Origin of the sequence: Minwuia sp. IMCC3060 (assembly GCF_029909435.1) — a bacterium.
Taxonomy (GTDB): domain Bacteria; phylum Pseudomonadota; class Alphaproteobacteria; order Minwuiales; family Minwuiaceae; genus Minwuia.
The window spans coordinates 2,557,803-2,575,024 of record NZ_CP123782.1; the positions used below are offsets into that span (position 1 = coordinate 2,557,803).

17 protein-coding genes are annotated in these 17,222 nt (G+C 64.9%); 10 read left to right on the forward strand and 7 right to left on the reverse strand.

The window, feature by feature from the left end; all coding sequences use genetic code 11:
* Positions 1 to 197: 197 nt before the first annotated feature.
* From QGV54_RS12015 to QGV54_RS12025, 3 genes are read right to left on the reverse strand one after another with little or no spacing between them, the layout of a single operon-like run.
* Positions 198 to 626 carry an acyl-CoA thioesterase gene (locus QGV54_RS12015; RefSeq protein ID WP_281016597.1) on the reverse strand — a complete coding sequence of 143 codons (429 nt, stop codon included), beginning with the start codon at positions 624 to 626 and terminating at the stop codon, positions 198 to 200.
* A gap of 6 nt (positions 627 to 632) precedes the next feature.
* The gene (locus QGV54_RS12020) at positions 633 to 1,658 is read right to left on the reverse strand and encodes a 2-oxoacid:ferredoxin oxidoreductase subunit beta (protein ID WP_281016596.1); all 1,026 of its coding nucleotides are present in this window, start codon (positions 1,656 to 1,658) and stop codon (positions 633 to 635) included.
* A 14-nt stretch (positions 1,659 to 1,672) separates the two neighbouring features.
* Entirely contained in the window at positions 1,673 to 3,544 is a 1,872-nt protein-coding gene (locus tag QGV54_RS12025; protein ID WP_281016595.1) for a 2-oxoacid:acceptor oxidoreductase subunit alpha, read from the reverse strand.
* Between the two features lie 401 nt (positions 3,545 to 3,945).
* Here QGV54_RS12025 and QGV54_RS12030 point away from each other — a divergent pair, with 401 nt between their 5' ends.
* The 4 genes from QGV54_RS12030 (at position 3,946) to ada (ending at position 8,832) form a co-directional block, all read left to right on the forward strand.
* Positions 3,946 to 4,776 (forward strand): methyltransferase domain-containing protein, encoded by an 831-nt coding sequence (locus QGV54_RS12030; RefSeq protein ID WP_281016594.1) that lies wholly within the window; start codon positions 3,946 to 3,948, stop codon positions 4,774 to 4,776.
* 114 nt (positions 4,777 to 4,890) lie between these two features.
* Positions 4,891 to 5,808, forward strand: a complete 918-nt coding sequence (locus tag QGV54_RS12035) for a DMT family transporter (protein WP_281016593.1) — start codon at positions 4,891 to 4,893, stop codon at positions 5,806 to 5,808.
* A gap of 73 nt (positions 5,809 to 5,881) precedes the next feature.
* Positions 5,882 to 7,702: an acyclic terpene utilization AtuA family protein gene (locus QGV54_RS12040; RefSeq protein WP_281016592.1), complete on the forward strand. Its 1,821-nt coding sequence runs from the start codon at positions 5,882 to 5,884 to the stop codon at positions 7,700 to 7,702.
* Positions 7,703 to 7,776: 74 nt separating this feature from the next.
* Entirely contained in the window at positions 7,777 to 8,832 is a 1,056-nt protein-coding gene (gene ada / locus QGV54_RS12045) for a bifunctional DNA-binding transcriptional regulator/O6-methylguanine-DNA methyltransferase Ada (protein WP_281019917.1), read from the forward strand.
* 94 nt (positions 8,833 to 8,926) lie between these two features.
* On the opposite strand, the gene QGV54_RS12050 is transcribed toward ada, so the two are convergent.
* Positions 8,927 to 9,991 carry a phosphotransferase gene (locus QGV54_RS12050; protein WP_281016590.1) on the reverse strand — a complete coding sequence of 355 codons (1,065 nt, stop codon included), beginning with the start codon at positions 9,989 to 9,991 and terminating at the stop codon, positions 8,927 to 8,929.
* A gap of 55 nt (positions 9,992 to 10,046) precedes the next feature.
* Positions 10,047 to 10,862 (reverse strand): enoyl-CoA hydratase/isomerase family protein, encoded by an 816-nt coding sequence (locus QGV54_RS12055; RefSeq protein WP_281016589.1) that lies wholly within the window; start codon positions 10,860 to 10,862, stop codon positions 10,047 to 10,049.
* Between the two features lie 100 nt (positions 10,863 to 10,962).
* Between QGV54_RS12055 and QGV54_RS12060 the strand changes: the two genes are divergently transcribed.
* From QGV54_RS12060 to QGV54_RS12085, 6 genes are all read left to right on the forward strand, one after another.
* Positions 10,963 to 12,072 (forward strand): pyridoxal-phosphate dependent enzyme, encoded by a 1,110-nt coding sequence (locus QGV54_RS12060; RefSeq protein WP_281016588.1) that lies wholly within the window; start codon positions 10,963 to 10,965, stop codon positions 12,070 to 12,072.
* Positions 12,065 to 13,213, forward strand: coding sequence for a Xaa-Pro peptidase family protein (locus tag QGV54_RS12065; protein ID WP_281019918.1), 1,149 nt, complete (start codon positions 12,065 to 12,067; stop codon positions 13,211 to 13,213). Before QGV54_RS12060 ends, QGV54_RS12065 begins: the two co-directional genes overlap by 8 nt.
* Positions 13,210 to 13,953, forward strand: coding sequence for a hypothetical protein (locus QGV54_RS12070; protein WP_281016586.1), 744 nt, complete (start codon positions 13,210 to 13,212; stop codon positions 13,951 to 13,953). Before QGV54_RS12065 ends, QGV54_RS12070 begins: the two co-directional genes overlap by 4 nt.
* Before the next feature lie 91 nt (positions 13,954 to 14,044).
* Complete coding sequence (locus QGV54_RS12075) at positions 14,045 to 14,836, forward strand: hypothetical protein (protein WP_281016585.1); 792 nt, start codon at positions 14,045 to 14,047, stop codon at positions 14,834 to 14,836.
* A complete protein-coding gene (locus tag QGV54_RS12080) occupies positions 14,833 to 15,606 on the forward strand; it encodes a hypothetical protein (protein WP_281019919.1) in 774 nt (257 codons plus the stop codon). The genes QGV54_RS12075 and QGV54_RS12080 overlap by 4 nt, the downstream gene beginning before the upstream one ends.
* Before the next feature lie 66 nt (positions 15,607 to 15,672).
* Positions 15,673 to 16,512 carry an LLM class F420-dependent oxidoreductase gene (locus QGV54_RS12085; RefSeq protein ID WP_281016583.1) on the forward strand — a complete coding sequence of 280 codons (840 nt, stop codon included), beginning with the start codon at positions 15,673 to 15,675 and terminating at the stop codon, positions 16,510 to 16,512.
* Between the two features lie 13 nt (positions 16,513 to 16,525).
* Here the strand turns inward: QGV54_RS12085 and QGV54_RS12090 are convergent, their stop codons facing one another.
* A complete protein-coding gene (locus QGV54_RS12090; RefSeq protein ID WP_281016582.1) occupies positions 16,526 to 16,747 on the reverse strand; it encodes a DUF1150 family protein in 222 nt (73 codons plus the stop codon).
* Complete coding sequence (locus QGV54_RS12095; RefSeq protein WP_281016580.1) at positions 16,740 to 17,210, reverse strand: Hsp20 family protein; 471 nt, start codon at positions 17,208 to 17,210, stop codon at positions 16,740 to 16,742. Before QGV54_RS12095 ends, QGV54_RS12090 begins: the two co-directional genes overlap by 8 nt.
* Positions 17,211 to 17,222 lie beyond the last annotated feature (12 nt).

Consider the following 17,222-nt stretch of genomic DNA (forward strand, 5'->3'; position numbering starts at 1 on the left):
CACTGGGCTTTTTGCCCGGTTCCCTAGGAGCAACCGTCAGGCCAGTTAACCAAACCGAATAACCAATTGAAGAATATGTATTTTTTCTAAAATCATGTTAACCAGGGCAATTCTTGCCGGGTAAATCCTGCCGACCCGGCAGCAATGCCCCGGCAGATATTGCCCACTGGACCCAATCTGATCCCGCCACCGGGCCGTCAGCCCAGCAGGAGACTCTCCGCCATCGCGCGCAGTGGTTCGGTCAGGGGTTTGGGGGTGGAACCGTCCAGCAACACGACCGTGCCCAGTGCCGTCGCGACACAGAGGTCATCCTTGAAGATGCCCTGCCCCACGGTGATGGAGGTCCGCCCGATGCGGGCGACGCCGGTGCCGATGCGCACCTCCCCCGGATAATGGGACTCGCGCAGGTAGTTGACGGTGATCGAGGCCGCGATGAAACGCAGCCCCTCCGGCATCTGCGGACGAATGACGCCATGCATCAGGTCAAGCCGCCCGGTCTCGGCATAGGCAGCATAGGCGACGTTGTTCACATGGCCGGCCTGGTCGGTATCGCAATAGCGGATGCGATCCGTGATCCAGCGCCGGTAGTTCGCCGCGCGTGCCAGGTCAGGCAGGGAGTCCGACAACTTCGGTCAATCCACCTGCCAGGTTGCGCCGGAGCGGAGCAACTGGTCGATGCTGGTGATCTTCGCATCGGCCTTCGCGCTCTCGTTCTGCGCCTTCACGGCCTGATCGTATGTCACGTCGGCGGGATTGTCGTAGATCACGCCCACGGCGACAGGGAAGTCCGGGCGATCCATCGCAGCCAGCATCTGCGCCAGCGCGAGATTGGTCTGGTCGTGCACGATGATGTCGTCTTCGCTGACGCCGTCCTCGCCGACCGTCACCACCTCCAGCCGCATGGCCTTCGCATTGAAGCGCAGTCCCTTGGCATTGTCGGCACCGAAGCGCAGCGGCTCCCCGTGCTTGACGTGAATCTGGGCTTCGCCCGCAACGCTCTTGTCAACGACACCGTCAAAGACACCGTCGTTGTAGACGATGCAGTTCTGCAGGATCTCGACGAAGGATGCGCCCTTGTGGGCATGGGCACGCTGCAGGATACCCGGCAGTTCCTTCTGGCCACGGTCGATGCCGCGGGCCACGAACCGGCCGCCGGCACCCAGCGCCAGTCCACAGGCCGAGACCGGCGCGTCAATGGAACCGGCGGGTGTGGAGGGTGAGCGCGTACCCAGCCGCGAGGTGGGCGAATACTGCCCCTTGGTCAGGCCGTAGATCTCGTTGTTGAAGATCAGGTAGTTCACATCGATGTTGCGCCGCAACAGGTGCATCATGTGGTTGCCGCCGATCGACATGGCGTCGCCGTCACCCGACACCAGCCAGACATCCAGGTCCGGATTGGCCAGCTTCACCCCCGTTGCCACCGCCGGTGCCCGGCCATGGATGGTGTGGAAGCCATAGGTCTCGATGTAATAGGGAAAGCGCGCGGCGCAGCCGATGCCGGACACGAAGACAACGTTCTCCGGCGCGGTGCCAATGTCGGCCAGGGCCTTCTGCACACCTTTCAGGATCGCGTAGTCACCGCAACCGGGGCACCAGCGGACTTCCTGATCCGTGGCGAAATCCTTCGGCTTGTAGGCGATGGGTGCCTGCTGGTTCATGGTTCTCTCTCCCCTCAGGCGCCGAGCACGGCTTCGATGGCCGCCTCGATTTCCCTGATCTTGAAGGGCATGCCCTCCACCTTCGTCAGCGGCTTCACATCAATCAGATATTCGGCACGCAGGACGGTGGAAAGCTGTCCATTGTTCATTTCCGGGCAGATCACGGTGTCGTAGGACGACAGCAGATCGCCGAGGTTGCGCGGCAATGGCCAGATGTGGCGCAGATGGATGTGCGCGACGTCCTTGCCCTGCTCCCGCATGTTGGAAACCGCGCGGCTGATCGGGCCATAGGTCGAACCCCAGCCGATGATCGCGAGCTTGCCACCGGCCTCGCCCTGATCGACCGTCTGCTCCGGAATGAAGTTCGCGACACCATTGATCTTGGCATGGCGCACGTCGGTCATCCGCTGGTGATTGTCCGCGTCATAGGAGATGTGGCCAGAGGTGAAGTCCTTCTCGATGCCACCAACGCGATGCTGCAGCCCCGGCGTTCCCGGAACGGCCCAGACCCGCGCCAGCGTGTCCGCGTCACGGTTGTAGGGCTCGAAACCCTCCGCCTCCGTGTGCTGCTTCACGGGGAACTTCTCGAAACTGGAGAAGTCCGGGATCATCCATGGTTCCGAAGCGTTGGCGATATAGCCGTCTGTCAGCAGCATCACCGGGGTCATGAACTTCGTGGCCAGCCGCACCGCCTCGATTGCGGTGTAGAAACAGTCACCGGGTCCGTTCGCCGCCAGCACCACCAGGGGACTGTCGGCATTGCGGCCATAGACGGCCTGATAGAGATCCGACTGCTCCGTCTTCGTCGGCATGCCCGTGGACGGCCCCGCACGCTGCGAGTTCACGATCACCAGCGGCAGTTCCACCATGATGGCAAGGCCGATGGCTTCCGTCTTCAGGGCGATGCCCGGGCCGGAACTGGACGTCACACCGATCTGGCCGGCATAGGATGCACCGATTGCGGCACAGACCGCCGCGATCTCGTCCTCGGCCTGGAACGTGGTGATGCCGAACTGCTTCAGCCGCGCCAGCGTGTGCAGCAGCGATGAGGCCGGGGTGATGGGGTAGGAGCCGAAGAACATCGGCAGTTCCGCAAGCTGCGTGCCCGCAGCCAGCCCCCAGGCCAGCGCCTCCGCCCCCGCCACGTTGCGGTAGAGGCCGCTGTCGATCTTCGCGGGGCCGACCGTGTAGCCCAGGATCTCACCGGGCAGTTCGACGGTTTCACCATAGGCATGACCGGCGTTCAGCGCGGCCACATTGGCAGCGGCCACCTCCGGCTTCGACTTGAACTTGGCATTCAGCCAGTCGATGGACGGCTGGCGATCGCGGCCATAGAGCCAGTAGACCAGCCCCAGCAGCCACATGTTCTTGCAGCGCAGGGCGTCACGGGTGCCGAGGCCGAATTCCTTGACCGACTCGACAACCATCTTGGAGACGTCGATCTCGACCACCTGATAGGGGTCGAGCGTGCCGTCCTCCAGCGGGTTAGTGTCATACCCGGCCTTGCGCAGGTCACGTTCCTTGAAGGTGCCGCTGTCCAGGATGATCAGGCCACCGCGACGCAGGTTGCCGATGTTCACCTTCAGCGCCGCCGAGTTCATGGCCACCAGCACGTCCGGCTGGTCGCCCGCCGTCATCACGCGGCGCGCCCCGAAATTGATCTGGAATGCCGACACGCCGAAGGTCGTGCCGGTAGGTGCGCGAATCTCGGCCGGAAAGTCCGGGAACGTGGCCAGGTCGTTGCCCGCCAGCGCAGTGGACTGGGTGAACTGACTCCCCGTCAGCTGCATCCCGTCACCGGAGTCGCCCGCAAAGCGCACGACAACCGATTCCAGAACCTCGCGATGCCCCTCGCGCGGTTCGATAATCTCAGCAGTATTGGTCATTTAATCTGATACCTGGTTCCGCAAGTTTTTCTTCGTGCCGTCGGCGCCGAACTCCCCAAAAAAACGATTGCCGCACGCTGGCCGGATTCAACATAAGCTTGGACAGGGTCCTCGGCAACGGCACTTGACGGGAAACCGCCGTGCGTGGCGACGGGAGCGATCACATTTCCGGGGTCGCGGCCAATTCACGACGGCTTGGCACACGGGTTTACGGGGGATTAACCGGCCCGCTCCTAATCTACCGCTGGTTTCATTCAGGTACGGAGTCGGATGCAGTGCCACTGACGGCTGACAAGAGATTGGCATCTCCAGGCGGCGGATCGCGCAACGGATTGTTCGGAAAGCTGGCCGCGTGGTGGGATTCCGATTCGCTGTCCGGCCCCGCATCCAGGGGCAGCGAGGTGCATCGGCAATCCAAACCTGCAGTCGATGATGCCATCTGGCCCGCCGCACGGGTGGAGCTGGTCCAGCGGCTGTTCGGCGACGGCCTGGTATGGCCGGGCGGTGAGGCGATGGTGAACCGGATGTTCCGGGCACTGGAACAGGACAGCGATCTGCCGCTTGAAAAGGATTCACGCGTCGTCGAACTGGGGGCCGGTCTTGGCGGCATCGGTGCACGGCTGGCGCAGCAGACCGGCGCCACGGTCACCGCGTTCGAGGATCACATGGGCCTGATCGATCACGGCACCGCGTGGATCGAGAAGACCGGCGCCAGCGTGAAGCTGGACCGGCGCGAACTCAACGACACCGGGCTGCGCCTTGGCTATGCCGACGCGGTGATCGCCCGCGACAGCTTCATGGCGGTCCGCCGCAAGAAGCACCTGTTCGATCACGTGTTTCATCTGCTCAAGCCGACCGGTCGTCTGGTCTTCACCGACATGTTCCTGACCGGTGACGACCCGGAATGCCCCGAAGTTGCGGTCTGGTCGGCGATGGAGCCGCGACCGATGTATCTGCTGAACCCCCAGACCGCCCGTGACTGGCTGTATGAGATCGGATTCACGATGCCGGACTTCACCGACATCACGGATGCCTATCTGGCGGGCATTCGCGACGCCTTCAGCCAGGTCGGCACGATCCTGAAGGAAGCCGGTCCCGACGCCCCGACCCTGCAGCCCCTGCTGGTGGCGGAGGCCGAATACTGGGCCCGACGCAGTACCCTGCTGGAGAGCGGCGAGGTGCGCGCGTTCTGTGTCTCTGCCGGTGTGTTCCAGGGCGGTGACGTCTATTGACGCCCGTCAACGGTCCCGCACAGCGTTTGTGACGCCTGCGATATGCGCATGCTTGCTGACGCCGAGAACGCGTTATCACTGGCCGATGCGTGATATTGAATCCGGTTCACACCAATGACCATCGCCAACGACGAGTCGACGGGGAAGTCAGCGCGGACTGTCATCTGGCAGCCGAGCGCCATGACAGGCATCCTGTTCATGTGCCTGGCCATTTCCATGTTCCCGCCGATGAATGCGACAGTGAAGTACCTGGGGGAGCAGGGCTACCCCTACGGCCAGATCGTCTGGGCGCGATACGCCGGCCATTTCATCTTCATGGTGCTGGCCTTCGCCCCGCGCTTCGGCATGTCCCTGTTCATCACCCACCGGCCAGGGGTGCAGGGCATCCGCTCGCTGCTGCTGTTTTCCTGCACGGCGCTGTATTTCTTCGCGCTGCAGTACGTTGACCTTACCCTCGCCGCATCGATCAGTTTCACGAGCCCGATCCTGCTGACGGCGCTGTCCGTACCCTTCCTGGGCGAGAAGGTGGGTGCGCGCAGATGGGTTGCGGTATGCGTCGGTTTCGCCGGCGCGCTGATCATCATCCGGCCCGGCCATGCGGAGTTCCACTGGGCCACGCTGCTGCTGATCGGCAATACCATCTGCTACGCCTTCTATCAGGTGCTGACACGCAAGATCTCGGCGGAGGATACGCCCGAGACCACGATCACCTACACCGCGCTGGTGGGCTGCATCATCGCCAGCTTCCTGCTGATCAACGGGATGGAGGTGCCGCGCTCCACCTGGCACTGGATCCTGTTCATCTCGATGGGCGCGCTGGGTGGCTTCGGGCACTATTTCGTGGTGAAGGCGTTCCAGCATGCCCGTGCCTCCGTCGTGGCCCCCTTCGGCTATGGCCAGCTCATCGGGGCGACATTGCTGGGCTACTTCGTCTTCGGCACCTTCCCCGACCACTGGACCTGGATCGGGGCCGGGATCATCGTCTGCAGCGGCCTCTACATCGTCTATCGCGAACAGAAGGTCACTTCGTAGACACCAGGCGGCACACCGGTTGGCGGCGCCGACTGACGCGTGCTAATTTCAGTGTCTTCCGGGGGAGGAATTCATGACTGACAAGATCATCCGTATCGGCGGCGCATCCGGCTTCTGGGGCGATTCCGGCGTTGCGGCACCGCAGCTGGTACGCCGTGCCGAGGTCGATTATCTCGTCTTCGACTATCTGGCCGAGATCACCATGTCGATCATGGCCCGGATGCGCGCCAAGGACGCGAACGCCGGTTATGCGGTGGATTTCGTTGCCGTGGCCCTGAAACAGGTGATCCGGGAAATCGCGGAGAAGAAGATCCGTGTCGTTTCCAACGCCGGCGGCGTCAACCCGGCCGCCTGCGCCGAGGCCATCCGCCAGTTGGCGGCGGAGGCCGGGGTGCAGATCAAGGTTGCGCACGTGGAAGGCGACGACCTGCTGCCGCAGGAGGAAGCCCTGCGTGCCGCTGGCGTGACGGAGATGTTCTCCGGTGCCGCGTTCCCCGACAAGTGCTGGTCGATCAACGCCTATCTCGGTGCCATCCCCATCGCGCGGGCGCTGGACGCCGGGGCCCAGATCGTGGTCACCGGGCGGGCCGTGGATTCCGCCGTGACACTGGGTCCGCTGATGCACGAATTCGGCTGGGCCGATGACGACTACGACCTGCTGGCCGCAGGCAGCCTGTGCGGCCATATCCTGGAATGCGGCGCGCAGGCCACCGGTGGCCTGTTCACCGACTATCAGGACGTGCCGGACTGGGATGACATCGGCTATCCCATCGCCGAATGTGCCGCCGACGGCAGCTTTGTCGTTACCAAGCCCGATGGCACCGGCGGGATCGTCGTGCCGGGCACGGTGAAGGAACAGTTGCTCTACGAGATCGGCGATCCGGCGGCCTACATGCTGCCCGACGTGACCTGCGACTTCACCCGGGTCGAGGTGACGGAGGTCGGGCAGAACCGGGTCCGGGTCACCGGCACGAAGGGCCTGCCGCCCACCCCGCACTACAAGGTCTCGGCCACGTTCCAGGATGGCTTCAAGGCCGTGGCGACCATGGTCATCGGCGGCTGGGATGCCGTCGGCAAGTGCCGCAAGACAGCCGAAGCGATCCTGAAACGCACCCGCCGCATGCTGGCGGAGCGCAATATGGGCGACTACACCGAAACCAGTGTCGAGGTCCTGGGTGGCGAGTCCATGTATGGCGCCAACTCCCGCGCACTCGCTGCCCGTGAAGCCATCATGAAACTGGCCGTGAAACACCCGGACGCCAAGGCGCTGTCGATGTTCGCCAAGGAAATCGCGCCGGCCGGCACTTCCTTCAGCCAGGGCACCACCGGTTTCGGCGGCGGTCGCCCCAAGGCCCAGCCGGTGATCCGCCTGTTCTCCTGTCTCGTGCCCAAGGCCGACCTGGACGTGAAGGTGCTGCTGGACGGGGAAGAGATCGGGGTCTCCATTCCCACGGATGGCGCCTTCGACCCGTCCCTGATCGCGCGCCCGGAACCGGTCGCGGCCGCGGCTGCCGACGGCCCGACGGTGGAAGTGCCCCTTCTCGCCATCGCGCATGGCCGCTCCGGCGACAAGGGCTCCCACGCCAACATCGGTATCGTGGCCCGCGCGCCGGAGTACCTGCCGCTGCTGCGGGAGGTGCTGACGCCGGAGATCGTCGGGTCCTATTTCGCGCATGTCTTCGACGGCGAGATCCGTGTCGACCGCTATGACCTGCCCGGCATCGGGGCGATGAACTTCTTCCTGCATGACGCGCTGGGTGGCGGCGGCATCGCCAGCCTGCGCACCGACAACCAGGGCAAGGCCTACGCCCAGATCATGATGGATCTGCCGGTGAACGTGCCTGTCGCATGGGGCGTGCACCGCCGGGAGGTCGAAGGCTCGGCGGCAGCCTGACATTGGCCACAAGCGGCGGATAGAGCGCCAGCGCAGGGAGGATCATGGTGTCTGACACAACCGAGGAGGACAGCATGACCGAACAGGACCGCTGGACCGCCGTCTGCGAGCGCAATGCGCAGATGGATGGCCGTTTCGTCTTTGCCGTGAAGACCACCGGCGTCTATTGCCGTCCCGGCTGCGCCGCACGCCGCCCCAAGCGGGAGAACGTCAGCTTCTACGATGTGCCTGCCGCTGCAGAGCGTGCCGGGTTCCGGCCCTGCCGCCGCTGCCACCCGGAGCGGCTGGACATGGTGGATCCGATGATGGCGGCGGTGGAGGATGCGGCGCGCCGCATCGACCGCAGCCTGGAGCAGGACGCCGCCGTCCCCGAGCTGACCGCCCTCGCCGACCGTGCCGGGTTCAACCCGCAGCATTTCCAGAAGTCGTTCAAGCGCGCCCTCGGTGTCTCGCCCCGTGACTATGCGGACGCCCGGCGCACGGCGCGGCTGAAGGCCGGACTGCGGGCCGGGAATGGCGTGGCGGATGCGGTCTACGGGGCCGGATTCGGCTCCCCCAGCCGGGTCTATGAGCGTGCTGACCGCACCCTGGGCATGTCACCCGGTGCCTATGCCAGGGGTGCGACCGGCATCGCCATGAACTATGCCTTTGCCGAAAGCCATCTTGGCCTCGTGCTCGCCGCCGCGACGCCGAAGGGCGTCTCCGCCGTCTATCTGGGTGACGACACGGCAAGGCTGGCCCGTGATCTGGAGATCGAATATCCCGGTGCCCTGCTGACGGAGGACCGGACGGGACTGGAGGACGCCCTGAAACACCTGGTCGCCTATCTGGACCAGCGCGGCCCCAACCCGTCGCTGCCGCTCGATGTCCGCGCCACCGCGTTTCAGTGGCAGGTCTGGCAGGCGCTGATGCGCATCCCCTACGGCGAGACCCGCAGCTACGCGCAGGTGGCGGAGATGATGGGCAGGCCCAAGGCCTCCCGCGCCGTCGGGCGCGCCTGCGGCCTCAACCCCGTCTCCATCGCCATCCCCTGCCATCGTGCCATCGGCGCGGACGGCAAGCTGCACGGCTACCGCTGGGGACTGGAACGCAAGCAGGCGCTGCTGGACATGGAACGCAAGGCGGGGTGAGGCAAGACCCTGCACAGCGATCAGACGTGAGACCGGGTTCCCTTTCCCCGCAAGGGGGGAAGAGAGCATTCCGCAATCTGGTCTGACCTTGCCGTCAGGCGAGACCGGCCTTCCTGACCACATCCCAGGCCCACTTGGCGCGCTGTTCGGCATATCCGGCGAACTTCATCGCCGAGTCCGAACTGGCGTTGCCATCCAGCCCGCGCTTGTAGACGCCCTGCACGATGGCCGCCGAACGGAACAGCGTATAGGCGATATAGAAGGGCCAGTTGGTGATCTCGCCCTGCCCGGTCAGCTCCGAATAGCGCGCGACGAACTCGTCCTCCGTCGGTATGCCGATCTCCCGCGGGTCGTCGAGGTGGGCAAATCCGCCAGCCGCCGCGTGGCCGTAATATTCCTGACAGCAGTAGGCAAGGTCGGCCAGCGGGTGGCCCAGTGTCGACAACTCCCAGTCGAGCACCGCCACCACCTTCGGCTCCGTCGGATGCAGGACACAATTGCCGATACGGTAGTCGCCATGAACGATGGAGACCTCCTCGGCCTCCGGCGTATTGGCCGGCAGCCACTCCATCAGCGCATCCATCTCCGGGATCTCCTCGGTGACGGAGGCGACATACTGCTTCGACCAGCGGGAAATCTGGCGGGAGTAGTAGTTGCCGGGGCGCCCGAAGTCGGCCAGTCCCACCGCTTCATGATCCACCATGTGCAGCGCGGCCAGCACCCGCAGCCAGTCGTCATAGAGGGCGACACGTTCCTCCTTGCTGAACGACGGCACGGCCGGGTCGATCAGCACGCGCCCCTCGACATGCTCCATGATGTAGAACGCCTGGCCGATCACCGCGTCATCCATGCACAGGCAATAGACCTCCGGCACCGGCACGTCGGCGCCCTTCAGGGCCTTCATCACGTTGTATTCGCGGTCGACCTGATGCGCCGACTTCAACAGTTCGCCCGGCGGCTTCTTGCGCATGACATAGCGCTTGGTGGGTGTCTCCAGGATGTATGTCGGGTTCGACATGCCCCCCTGGAACTGCCGCACGGTCAGCGGCCCCCTGAAGCCGTCCACATGTTCCGCCATGTAGGCGGCCAGCGCACCGTCGTCGAACTTGTGATGTGGCCTGACGTCGATGATCTCCACATCGGTCGCGTTGCTGCTCAAACTCTCTTCCTCCCCCTTGGCGCGTGCGCGAAAGCTGCCCGGATCGCGAAACGGATCAGCCGGACTTGCTCATGCGGTCCCAGTCATACAGCGAAGGTTCCTTGGACACGAAGCGACGTGTGGCCTCCTGGTGGAACTCCGTCGTGAACAGCAGCGGCTGCCCGGTGGACTCCGCCGTCACGGTCTCGGCATAGGACGCCTCGAACGTCTTGTTCACCGCCCGCTTGGTCACCGACATGGCCGCCTTCGACCCCTGGGCCAGCCGCCCGGCAAAGGTCTCGACCTCATCCATCAGCGTTTCGGAGGGATGGACCGCATAGACGATCCCCATCGACTTCGCCTCCTCCACATCGATGGAGCGGCAGGTGTACATCAGATCCTTGGCCGCCTGCATGCCGACCACGCGCGGCAGCGTGTAGACCAGACCCAGGTCCGGCATCAGGCCGATCCGGCCGAAGACCGAACAGAAGCGTGCCTTCGGACCGGCGAAGACGAAGTCCGCCAGCAGGGCAAAGGCGAAACCGCCGCCGTAGGCCAGACCATCCACCACAGCGATCACCGGGCAGTCCAGGTTCCACAGCCGCTCAAGCCAGGTGTGCGTCGAATACATCCGCTGCTGCGCCACGGAAGGATCAGCGAACTCCCGCTTCGCCATGCCCTTCACGTCACCGCCGGCGGAAAATGCACGCCCCTCCCCCGCGATGATCAGTGCCTTCACGTCCATGTTGCCCTGCACCTGATCCAGCATCGCGACGAAGTCGTTGCGCAGGTCCTGGGTCAGCGGATTGAGAATGTCACCACGCGTCATCGTGAACCGCGCGATACCGTCATCGCCGATGGCAAAGCTGGTTGCCTTGAATTCGTGTGTCATCTGGATGTCCTCCCCATTAGCATCCCTCCATTCTGCCCGTGTTGCGGGGGAGGTGTCACCCGCCGCGTTGCGCATGGCCGACAAGGGGAAAATGGCGATCATGACCGAGACCGAAACCGAAGTGCTTCTGAACCCCTGGCGCGGACAGGGCCTGCCGCCGGAGATCCAGACAGGCGGAAGCATGGCGGATGGCGAGGTCGTAACCGATGCACGCGCCGCACAGCAGCTCTTCACGCTCTGCCCCGCAGCACACCGGACACCCCTGCTGGACCGGCATGACCTGGCGCGCGACCTCGGGATCGGCAGCCTGTGGCTGAAGGACGAGCGCACGCGCATGGGTCTGGGCAGCTTCAAGGCGCTGGGGGCCGCCTTCGCCATTGCGCGCGCAGCGGACAACGCGGTTCGGGCAGGCAAGGCCGCGGCGCATGACACCGCGCTTTCCGGCACCACCTATGTCTGTGCCAGCGCGGGCAATCACGGGCTGTCCATGGCGGCGGGCGCGGCGCTGTTCGGTGCGGCGGCCGTGGTCCTGCTGGCCGAGACAGTACCGGAGGGGTTCGCCGACCGGCTGCGGGCCAAGGGGGCCAGGGTGATCCGCCATGGCGCGGTCTATGAGGACAGCATGGCGGAGGCGATGCGCCTGGCGGAGACGGAGGGCTGGAACCTGCTCTCCGACAGCAGTTGGGTCGGCTACAGCACCCCCGCCCGTGATGTCATGGAGGGCTATCTGATCATGGGGGCAGAGGCGGCGGATGACGTGCCTGCGCCACCCACGCACATCTTCCTGCAGGCCGGGGTCGGGGGCATGGCCGCGGCGGCAGCCGCCGCCGCGCGTGCGGCATGGGGTGATGACCCGCGGATCATCGTGGTGGAACCGTCGCGGGCACCGGCGCTGATCGAGAGCATTCGCGACGGGCGCCCGGTGACCACCAGCGGCGCGGCGTCCTGCATGGGCAGGCTGGACTGCAAGGAGCCGTCCCACCTCGCCCTGAAGTATCTGGCGGAGGCGGCGGACAACTTCATGACCGTGACCGATGCACAGGCAGATGAAACGACGGCCTGGCTGGCGGCGAAGGGGCTCGCTTCCAGCCCCTCCGGCACCGGCGGTCTGACCGGTTTGCGGCAGGCTCTGGCGCAGCCCGAAACATTCGGTCTCGATGCCGGATCACGGGTCCTGCTCTATGTCTCGGAAGGGGCGGCGGATGACTGAAGCCGACTTCCCGAAGCAGGAGTTCGAGGGGCGTCTGGTCCGCGCCCAGCGCGCCATGCGCGCAACCGGTCTGGACGCCATGTTCTTCACGACAGAGGCGGAGGTGCGCTACTTCACAGGCTTCCGCACCCTGTTCTGGCAAAGCCCGACGCGCCCCTGGTTCTTGGTGGTCCCCGGCGAGGGTCAACCGATCGCCATCGTGCCGGAGATCGGAGCGGCCCTGATGGCCGAGACCTGGATCGACGACATTCGGACCTGGTCGTCACCTCACGCAACCGATGACGGGATCAGCCTGCTCGGCGATGTCCTGAAACGCTTTGCCGTGGTCGGCATGCCGATGGGGCGGGAGAGCAGCCTGCGCATGGCGCTGACGGATTTCGAGCGGCTTCGGAACAGCCTGCCCGGCACCCGTTTCACCGACTGCACGCCGCTGGTCCGGGACCTGCGGATGGTGAAGTCGGAAGCCGAGATCGATGTGCTGCGGCACATCTGCGCCATTGCCTCCGATGCCTTCGACAAGGCCCCGGAGCTGTTTCATATCGGCCAGCCCCTGTCGGAGGCGTTCCGCGCGTTTCGCGTCGCACTGCTGCGTGCCGGAGCCGACGACGTGCCCTATCTGGTCGGCGGGGCCGGTCCGGGCGGCTATCCGGACGTGATCTCGCCCCCCGGTGCGCGCCCGCTGCAGCCGGGTGACGTGCTGATGCTGGACACTGGCGCGACACTGCGCGGCTATCACTGCGACTTCGACCGGAACTTTGCCTTTGGCGACGCAGACGAGACCGCCCGGGCGGGCTACCGCACCCTGCACCGCGCCACCGATGCGGCACTTGCTGTCGCGCGGCCGGGCGTGACCTGCGCCGAGCTGCACCGCACCATGCAGGCCGTCATCGGACAGGATACCGGCGATGTCGGGCGCTATGGCCACGGCCTGGGCATGCAGCTGACGGAATCGCCGTCGATCATCGGCTTCGACGATACGGTCATGCAGCCCGGCATGGTCATGACCCTGGAACCCAGCATGGTCCTGGCGGAGGGACGGATCATGGTGCATGAGGAGAATCTGGTGATTCGCGACGGTGAACCCGAACTGCTGTCGCGCCGTGCGCCAGCCGAGCTGCCGGTCCTGGAGGCTGCGACATGAGCCTTTCCTATCAGCTTGACGGTGGCGCGGGTGCCGCAGCGCGGTTCGGTCTGATCGTGCTGCAGAACGATGAAACCATGGAACCGGAACTGGGGCCGATGTTCAGCCAGCCCGGTGTCGCGCTGTATCACAGCCGCATCCCGAGCGGCCTCGCCGTCACCCGTGAAACACTGATGCAGATGAAGGCGGAGCTGCCTCAGGTGGCCGCCCTGCTGCCGTCGGCCAGTCCGCTGACCGTGGTCGGCTATGGCTGCACCTCGGGGGCCACGATCATCGGCCAGCAGCTTGTCAGCGTGCTGATCCGGCAGGTCCACCCCAACACGCTGACCACCGACCCGATCACCGCCGTGCTGGCCGCCGCCGCGCACCTGGGCGTCCGGCGCATCGGCTTCATCACGCCCTATGTGGCAGAGGTTTCGGAAGCCATGCGCAACCTGCTGCAGCAGAACGGACTGGAGATCAGTGCCTTCGCGTCCTTCGAACAGGCAGAGGAGGCAACCGTCGCCCGCATCACCTCGGACAGCCTGTTGCAGGCCATCCGCGAGATGGACGCCGGGGCGGAAATGGATGCCGTGTTCGTGTCCTGCACCAACCTGCGCAGCCTTTCGATCATTGCCGAGGCGGAGGCGCTGATCGGCAAGCCGGTGCTGAGCAGCAATCTGGTACTGGGCTGGCACATGCTGCACCTCGCCGGCCTGACAGCCGCAGGAAACCGGACCGGTGTCCTGTTCAATGGTTGAGCAGTCCGTCGGCAGGGGCATTTGTCGCATTGGTCCGGCACTTCGGGCTATGTAGGAGACAGCTTCTTTCCGAAACGGGACCGGTCAGCCGATGGAACAGGTCAATATCGTCACCCTGAAGTGGGGCGACCGCTATCCGGCGCTGTTCGTGAACCGCCTGCACCGGGCCGTGGCGCGCAACCTCAACCGACCCTTCCGGTTCCTGTGCTTCACCGAGGACCCGAAGGGTCTGGACGCGGGGATCGAGGCCTTTCCCCTGCCCGACATCCGCATGCCGGAGAAATACTACTACACGCCGTGGATGAAGCTCGGCCTGTTCCAGACCGGCATGGGCAACATGCAGGGTGAATGCCTGTTCCTGGACCTCGACCTGTTGATCATCGACAATATCGACTGCTTCTTCGAATACATGCCGGGCAAGCGCTGCATCATCCACAACTGGATCCAGGGTCATCAGGTGTTCAAGAAGCGCCCGGACGTCGGAAATTCCTCGGTGTTCCGCTGGACCGCAGGCACGACGCAGTTCATCGTCGACAAGTTCTATGCGGAGGCCGAGTGGGCCATGGCGAACTTCCGCCCGCCGCAGACCTACCTGACCTACGGGCTGGGGGAGAAGTACTACTGGCCCGCCGAATGGGCCACCAGCTTCAAGCGTCACGCCATTCCCGCCTTCCCGCTGAACCTGATGAAGACGCCACAGATCCCGCCGGGCACCCGCATTCTGGTGTTTCACGGCTTCCCCGACCCGGATCAGGCCCTGGACGGCTACCGGCCGAAGGGGCGACCGCACCGGCACTGCCTGCCGACCCCCTGGATCGCCGACTACTGGGACGATGGCCCGGAGCCCGTGTCCGACGGACCGGATGCCAGCGACGCATCATGATCAGGAAGATCAAGCGCACCCTGGGAATCAGGTTCTCCCTGAAGGCGCTCATCCGCAACCCCGCGATCTATCTGCGTCAGTGGCGCCTGCCAGATGTCGGTTTCGCCGATCTGGTGCGCGACGCGATGGCCTCCGACGAACTGCTGACACTGGTCCAGGTCGGTGCCAACGACGGTGCGACCAACGACCCCGTGGGCAAGCTGCTGCATGGCAATCCGGAGCGGTTCACGGCGGCCCTGCTGATCGAACCCCAGGGCCCCGCCTTCGCCCGCCTCGCCGCCCGATATGCCGACGTGCCGCAGGTGACATGCCTGCAGGCGGCCATCGACCGCGAATCCGGTGAACGATCCCTGTTCACGCTGGACCGCGACACTGCTTCCGAACGACTTGGCCGCACGGTCTCCGATGGCATCGCCTCCTTCGACCGGGACCACCTTGTCCGGATTCTGAGGACATATGATCCGTCGATTTCCCAGGCGGAGATTTCCGGGCTGATCCAGATGACGCACGTCCCGGTGATGCCGATCGGGCAGGCGCTGGAAACGGCTGGAATCGCCAAGCCGCCGACCATCGTGCTGATCGATACGGAAGGCTATGACGGGGCCATCATCCACATGTTGGCCGAAGCCGGTATCTGGCCGCGCCTGATCCAGTACGAGCACAAGCATCTGGACGCACCCGAGCGCCGCACCGTCGCCTGGCTGCTGCTGGACAAGGGGTATCGCCTGCGCGCCGATCATGCGGATGCCTGGGGCTGGCGCGAGGTCTGAGCACCGACACGCTTGCCAGCCATCTCCCGTGCGTTAGGCTTTCGCAGACGCATTGGGGAGGAAACCATGAAATTCGGCGTGATGATGTTCGCGACGGACTATTCGATCAGTCCGGCGAAACTGGCTGTAGAGGCGGAAGCCCGCGGCTTCGATTCCATGTGGATGCCGGAGCATTCGCACATACCGGCCTCGCGCCTGTCACCCTGGCCCGGCGGCGCTGAGCTGCCGAAGCAGTATTACGACGTCATCGACCCTTTCGTTGCCCTGGCCTCCGCCGCGTCGGTGACCACCAAGCTGCTGCTCGGTACCGGCATCTGCCTCGTGGTTCAGCGTGACCCGCTGCAGCTGGCAAAGGAGGTCGCATCGCTGGACATGATTTCCAACGGGCGCTTCATGCTGGGCATCGGCGGTGGCTGGAACGCCGAGGAAATGGCCAATCACGGCACCGACTTCAAGACCCGCTTCAGGCTGATGCGAGAGAAGGTCGAGGCGATGAAGCTGATCTGGACCCAGGACAAGGCCGAGTACCACGGGGAGTTCGTCGACTTCGATCCCGTGATGACCTGGCCGAAGCCGGTGCAGAAGCCGCATCCGCCCATCATCCTCGGAGGCGGCTTCCCTGTGGGGGCGAAACGCGCCATCCGCTACGGCAACGGCTGGATGCCGATCGACGGTCGTGGCTGGGACATCATGGAAAGCCTGTCGCAGTTCCGGCAGATGGCCGCAGCGGAGGGCCGCGAGCCGGACGACCTGCCCGTCAGCATCTTCGCAGCCTCCCAGAAGCCCGAACGCATCGCCACCTATCGCGATGCAGGCGTCGAGCGTCTGGTCTTCGGCCTGCCCTCGGAAGGCGAGGACAGGATCATCCCGATGCTCGACGACCTGGCAAAGCTGATGACGGTGTAAGGCGCGCGAAGCCTCAGTGCACGTGGACCGGCTGCATCTCGTGCTGACGCACGGCGATGAAGGCGGTCTCGCGGGTGGGGGCGACGCCGACCTGCTGGCCGCTGGCGGAGAAGATGCCAAAGCCCTTGAGGCCCTGTTCGGTCTCGACAGGCTTCACATAGGCGATCTGCGGCTGGCCGAGCATGGCCAGTGCCTCCGGCGTGATCTGGCGGACGGCTTCGAACGGGTCAGTCATCTGCAGCCTCCTTCTCCGGCGCATTGTCGATCACGGAACGGGAACCGGACTTGCCGGCCCTGATCTGGATTGTCTTCACCAGGGTCTCGGGCACCGGGCGCTGCAGGTCGATGTGCAGCAGACCGTTGTCGAGCTGTGCATCATGCACCTCGATCCCCTCGGCCAGCACGAAGGCCCGCTGGAACTGGCGGGTAGCGATGCCGCGATGCAGGAAGATGCGCTCATCCTCCTCCTCGGTCCGGCGGCCCCGGATCACGAGCTGGTTTTCCTCGACCGTGACGCTGAGGTCACCGTCGCCAAAACCTGCGACCGCCAGCGTGATGCGCAGCGCATTCTCGCCGGTCTGTTCGATGTTGTAGGGCGGATAGCCGTCATTCGCGGACTTCGCGACCCTGTCGAGCACACGCTCCACATGATCGAAGCCCAGCAGGTGCGGACTGTTGAACAGGGACATCCTGGACATGTACCGTCATCT

Bases quoted from the DNA above. Each gene is read 5' to 3' on its own strand.
- QGV54_RS12020 (WP_281016596.1), bottom strand. From the start codon at position 1,658: ATGAACCAGCAGGCACCCATCGCCTACAAGCCGAAGGATTTCGCCACG.
- QGV54_RS12025 (WP_281016595.1), bottom strand. From the start codon at position 3,544: ATGACCAATACTGCTGAGATTATCGAACCGCGCGAGGGGCATCGCGAG.
- QGV54_RS12035 (WP_281016593.1), top strand. From the start codon at position 4,891: ATGACCATCGCCAACGACGAGTCGACGGGGAAGTCAGCGCGGACTGTC.
- QGV54_RS12040 (WP_281016592.1), top strand. From the start codon at position 5,882: ATGACTGACAAGATCATCCGTATCGGCGGCGCATCCGGCTTCTGGGGC.
- ada (WP_281019917.1), top strand. From the start codon at position 7,777: ATGACCGAACAGGACCGCTGGACCGCCGTCTGCGAGCGCAATGCGCAG.
- QGV54_RS12055 (WP_281016589.1), bottom strand. From the start codon at position 10,862: ATGACACACGAATTCAAGGCAACCAGCTTTGCCATCGGCGATGACGGT.
- QGV54_RS12060 (WP_281016588.1), top strand. From the start codon at position 10,963: ATGACCGAGACCGAAACCGAAGTGCTTCTGAACCCCTGGCGCGGACAG.
- QGV54_RS12065 (WP_281019918.1), top strand. From the start codon at position 12,065: ATGACTGAAGCCGACTTCCCGAAGCAGGAGTTCGAGGGGCGTCTGGTC.
- QGV54_RS12070 (WP_281016586.1), top strand. From the start codon at position 13,210: ATGAGCCTTTCCTATCAGCTTGACGGTGGCGCGGGTGCCGCAGCGCGG.
- QGV54_RS12075 (WP_281016585.1), top strand. From the start codon at position 14,045: ATGGAACAGGTCAATATCGTCACCCTGAAGTGGGGCGACCGCTATCCG.
- QGV54_RS12080 (WP_281019919.1), top strand. From the start codon at position 14,833: ATGATCAGGAAGATCAAGCGCACCCTGGGAATCAGGTTCTCCCTGAAG.
- QGV54_RS12085 (WP_281016583.1), top strand. From the start codon at position 15,673: ATGAAATTCGGCGTGATGATGTTCGCGACGGACTATTCGATCAGTCCG.
- QGV54_RS12090 (WP_281016582.1), bottom strand. From the start codon at position 16,747: ATGACTGACCCGTTCGAAGCCGTCCGCCAGATCACGCCGGAGGCACTG.
- QGV54_RS12095 (WP_281016580.1), bottom strand. From the start codon at position 17,210: ATGTCCAGGATGTCCCTGTTCAACAGTCCGCACCTGCTGGGCTTCGAT.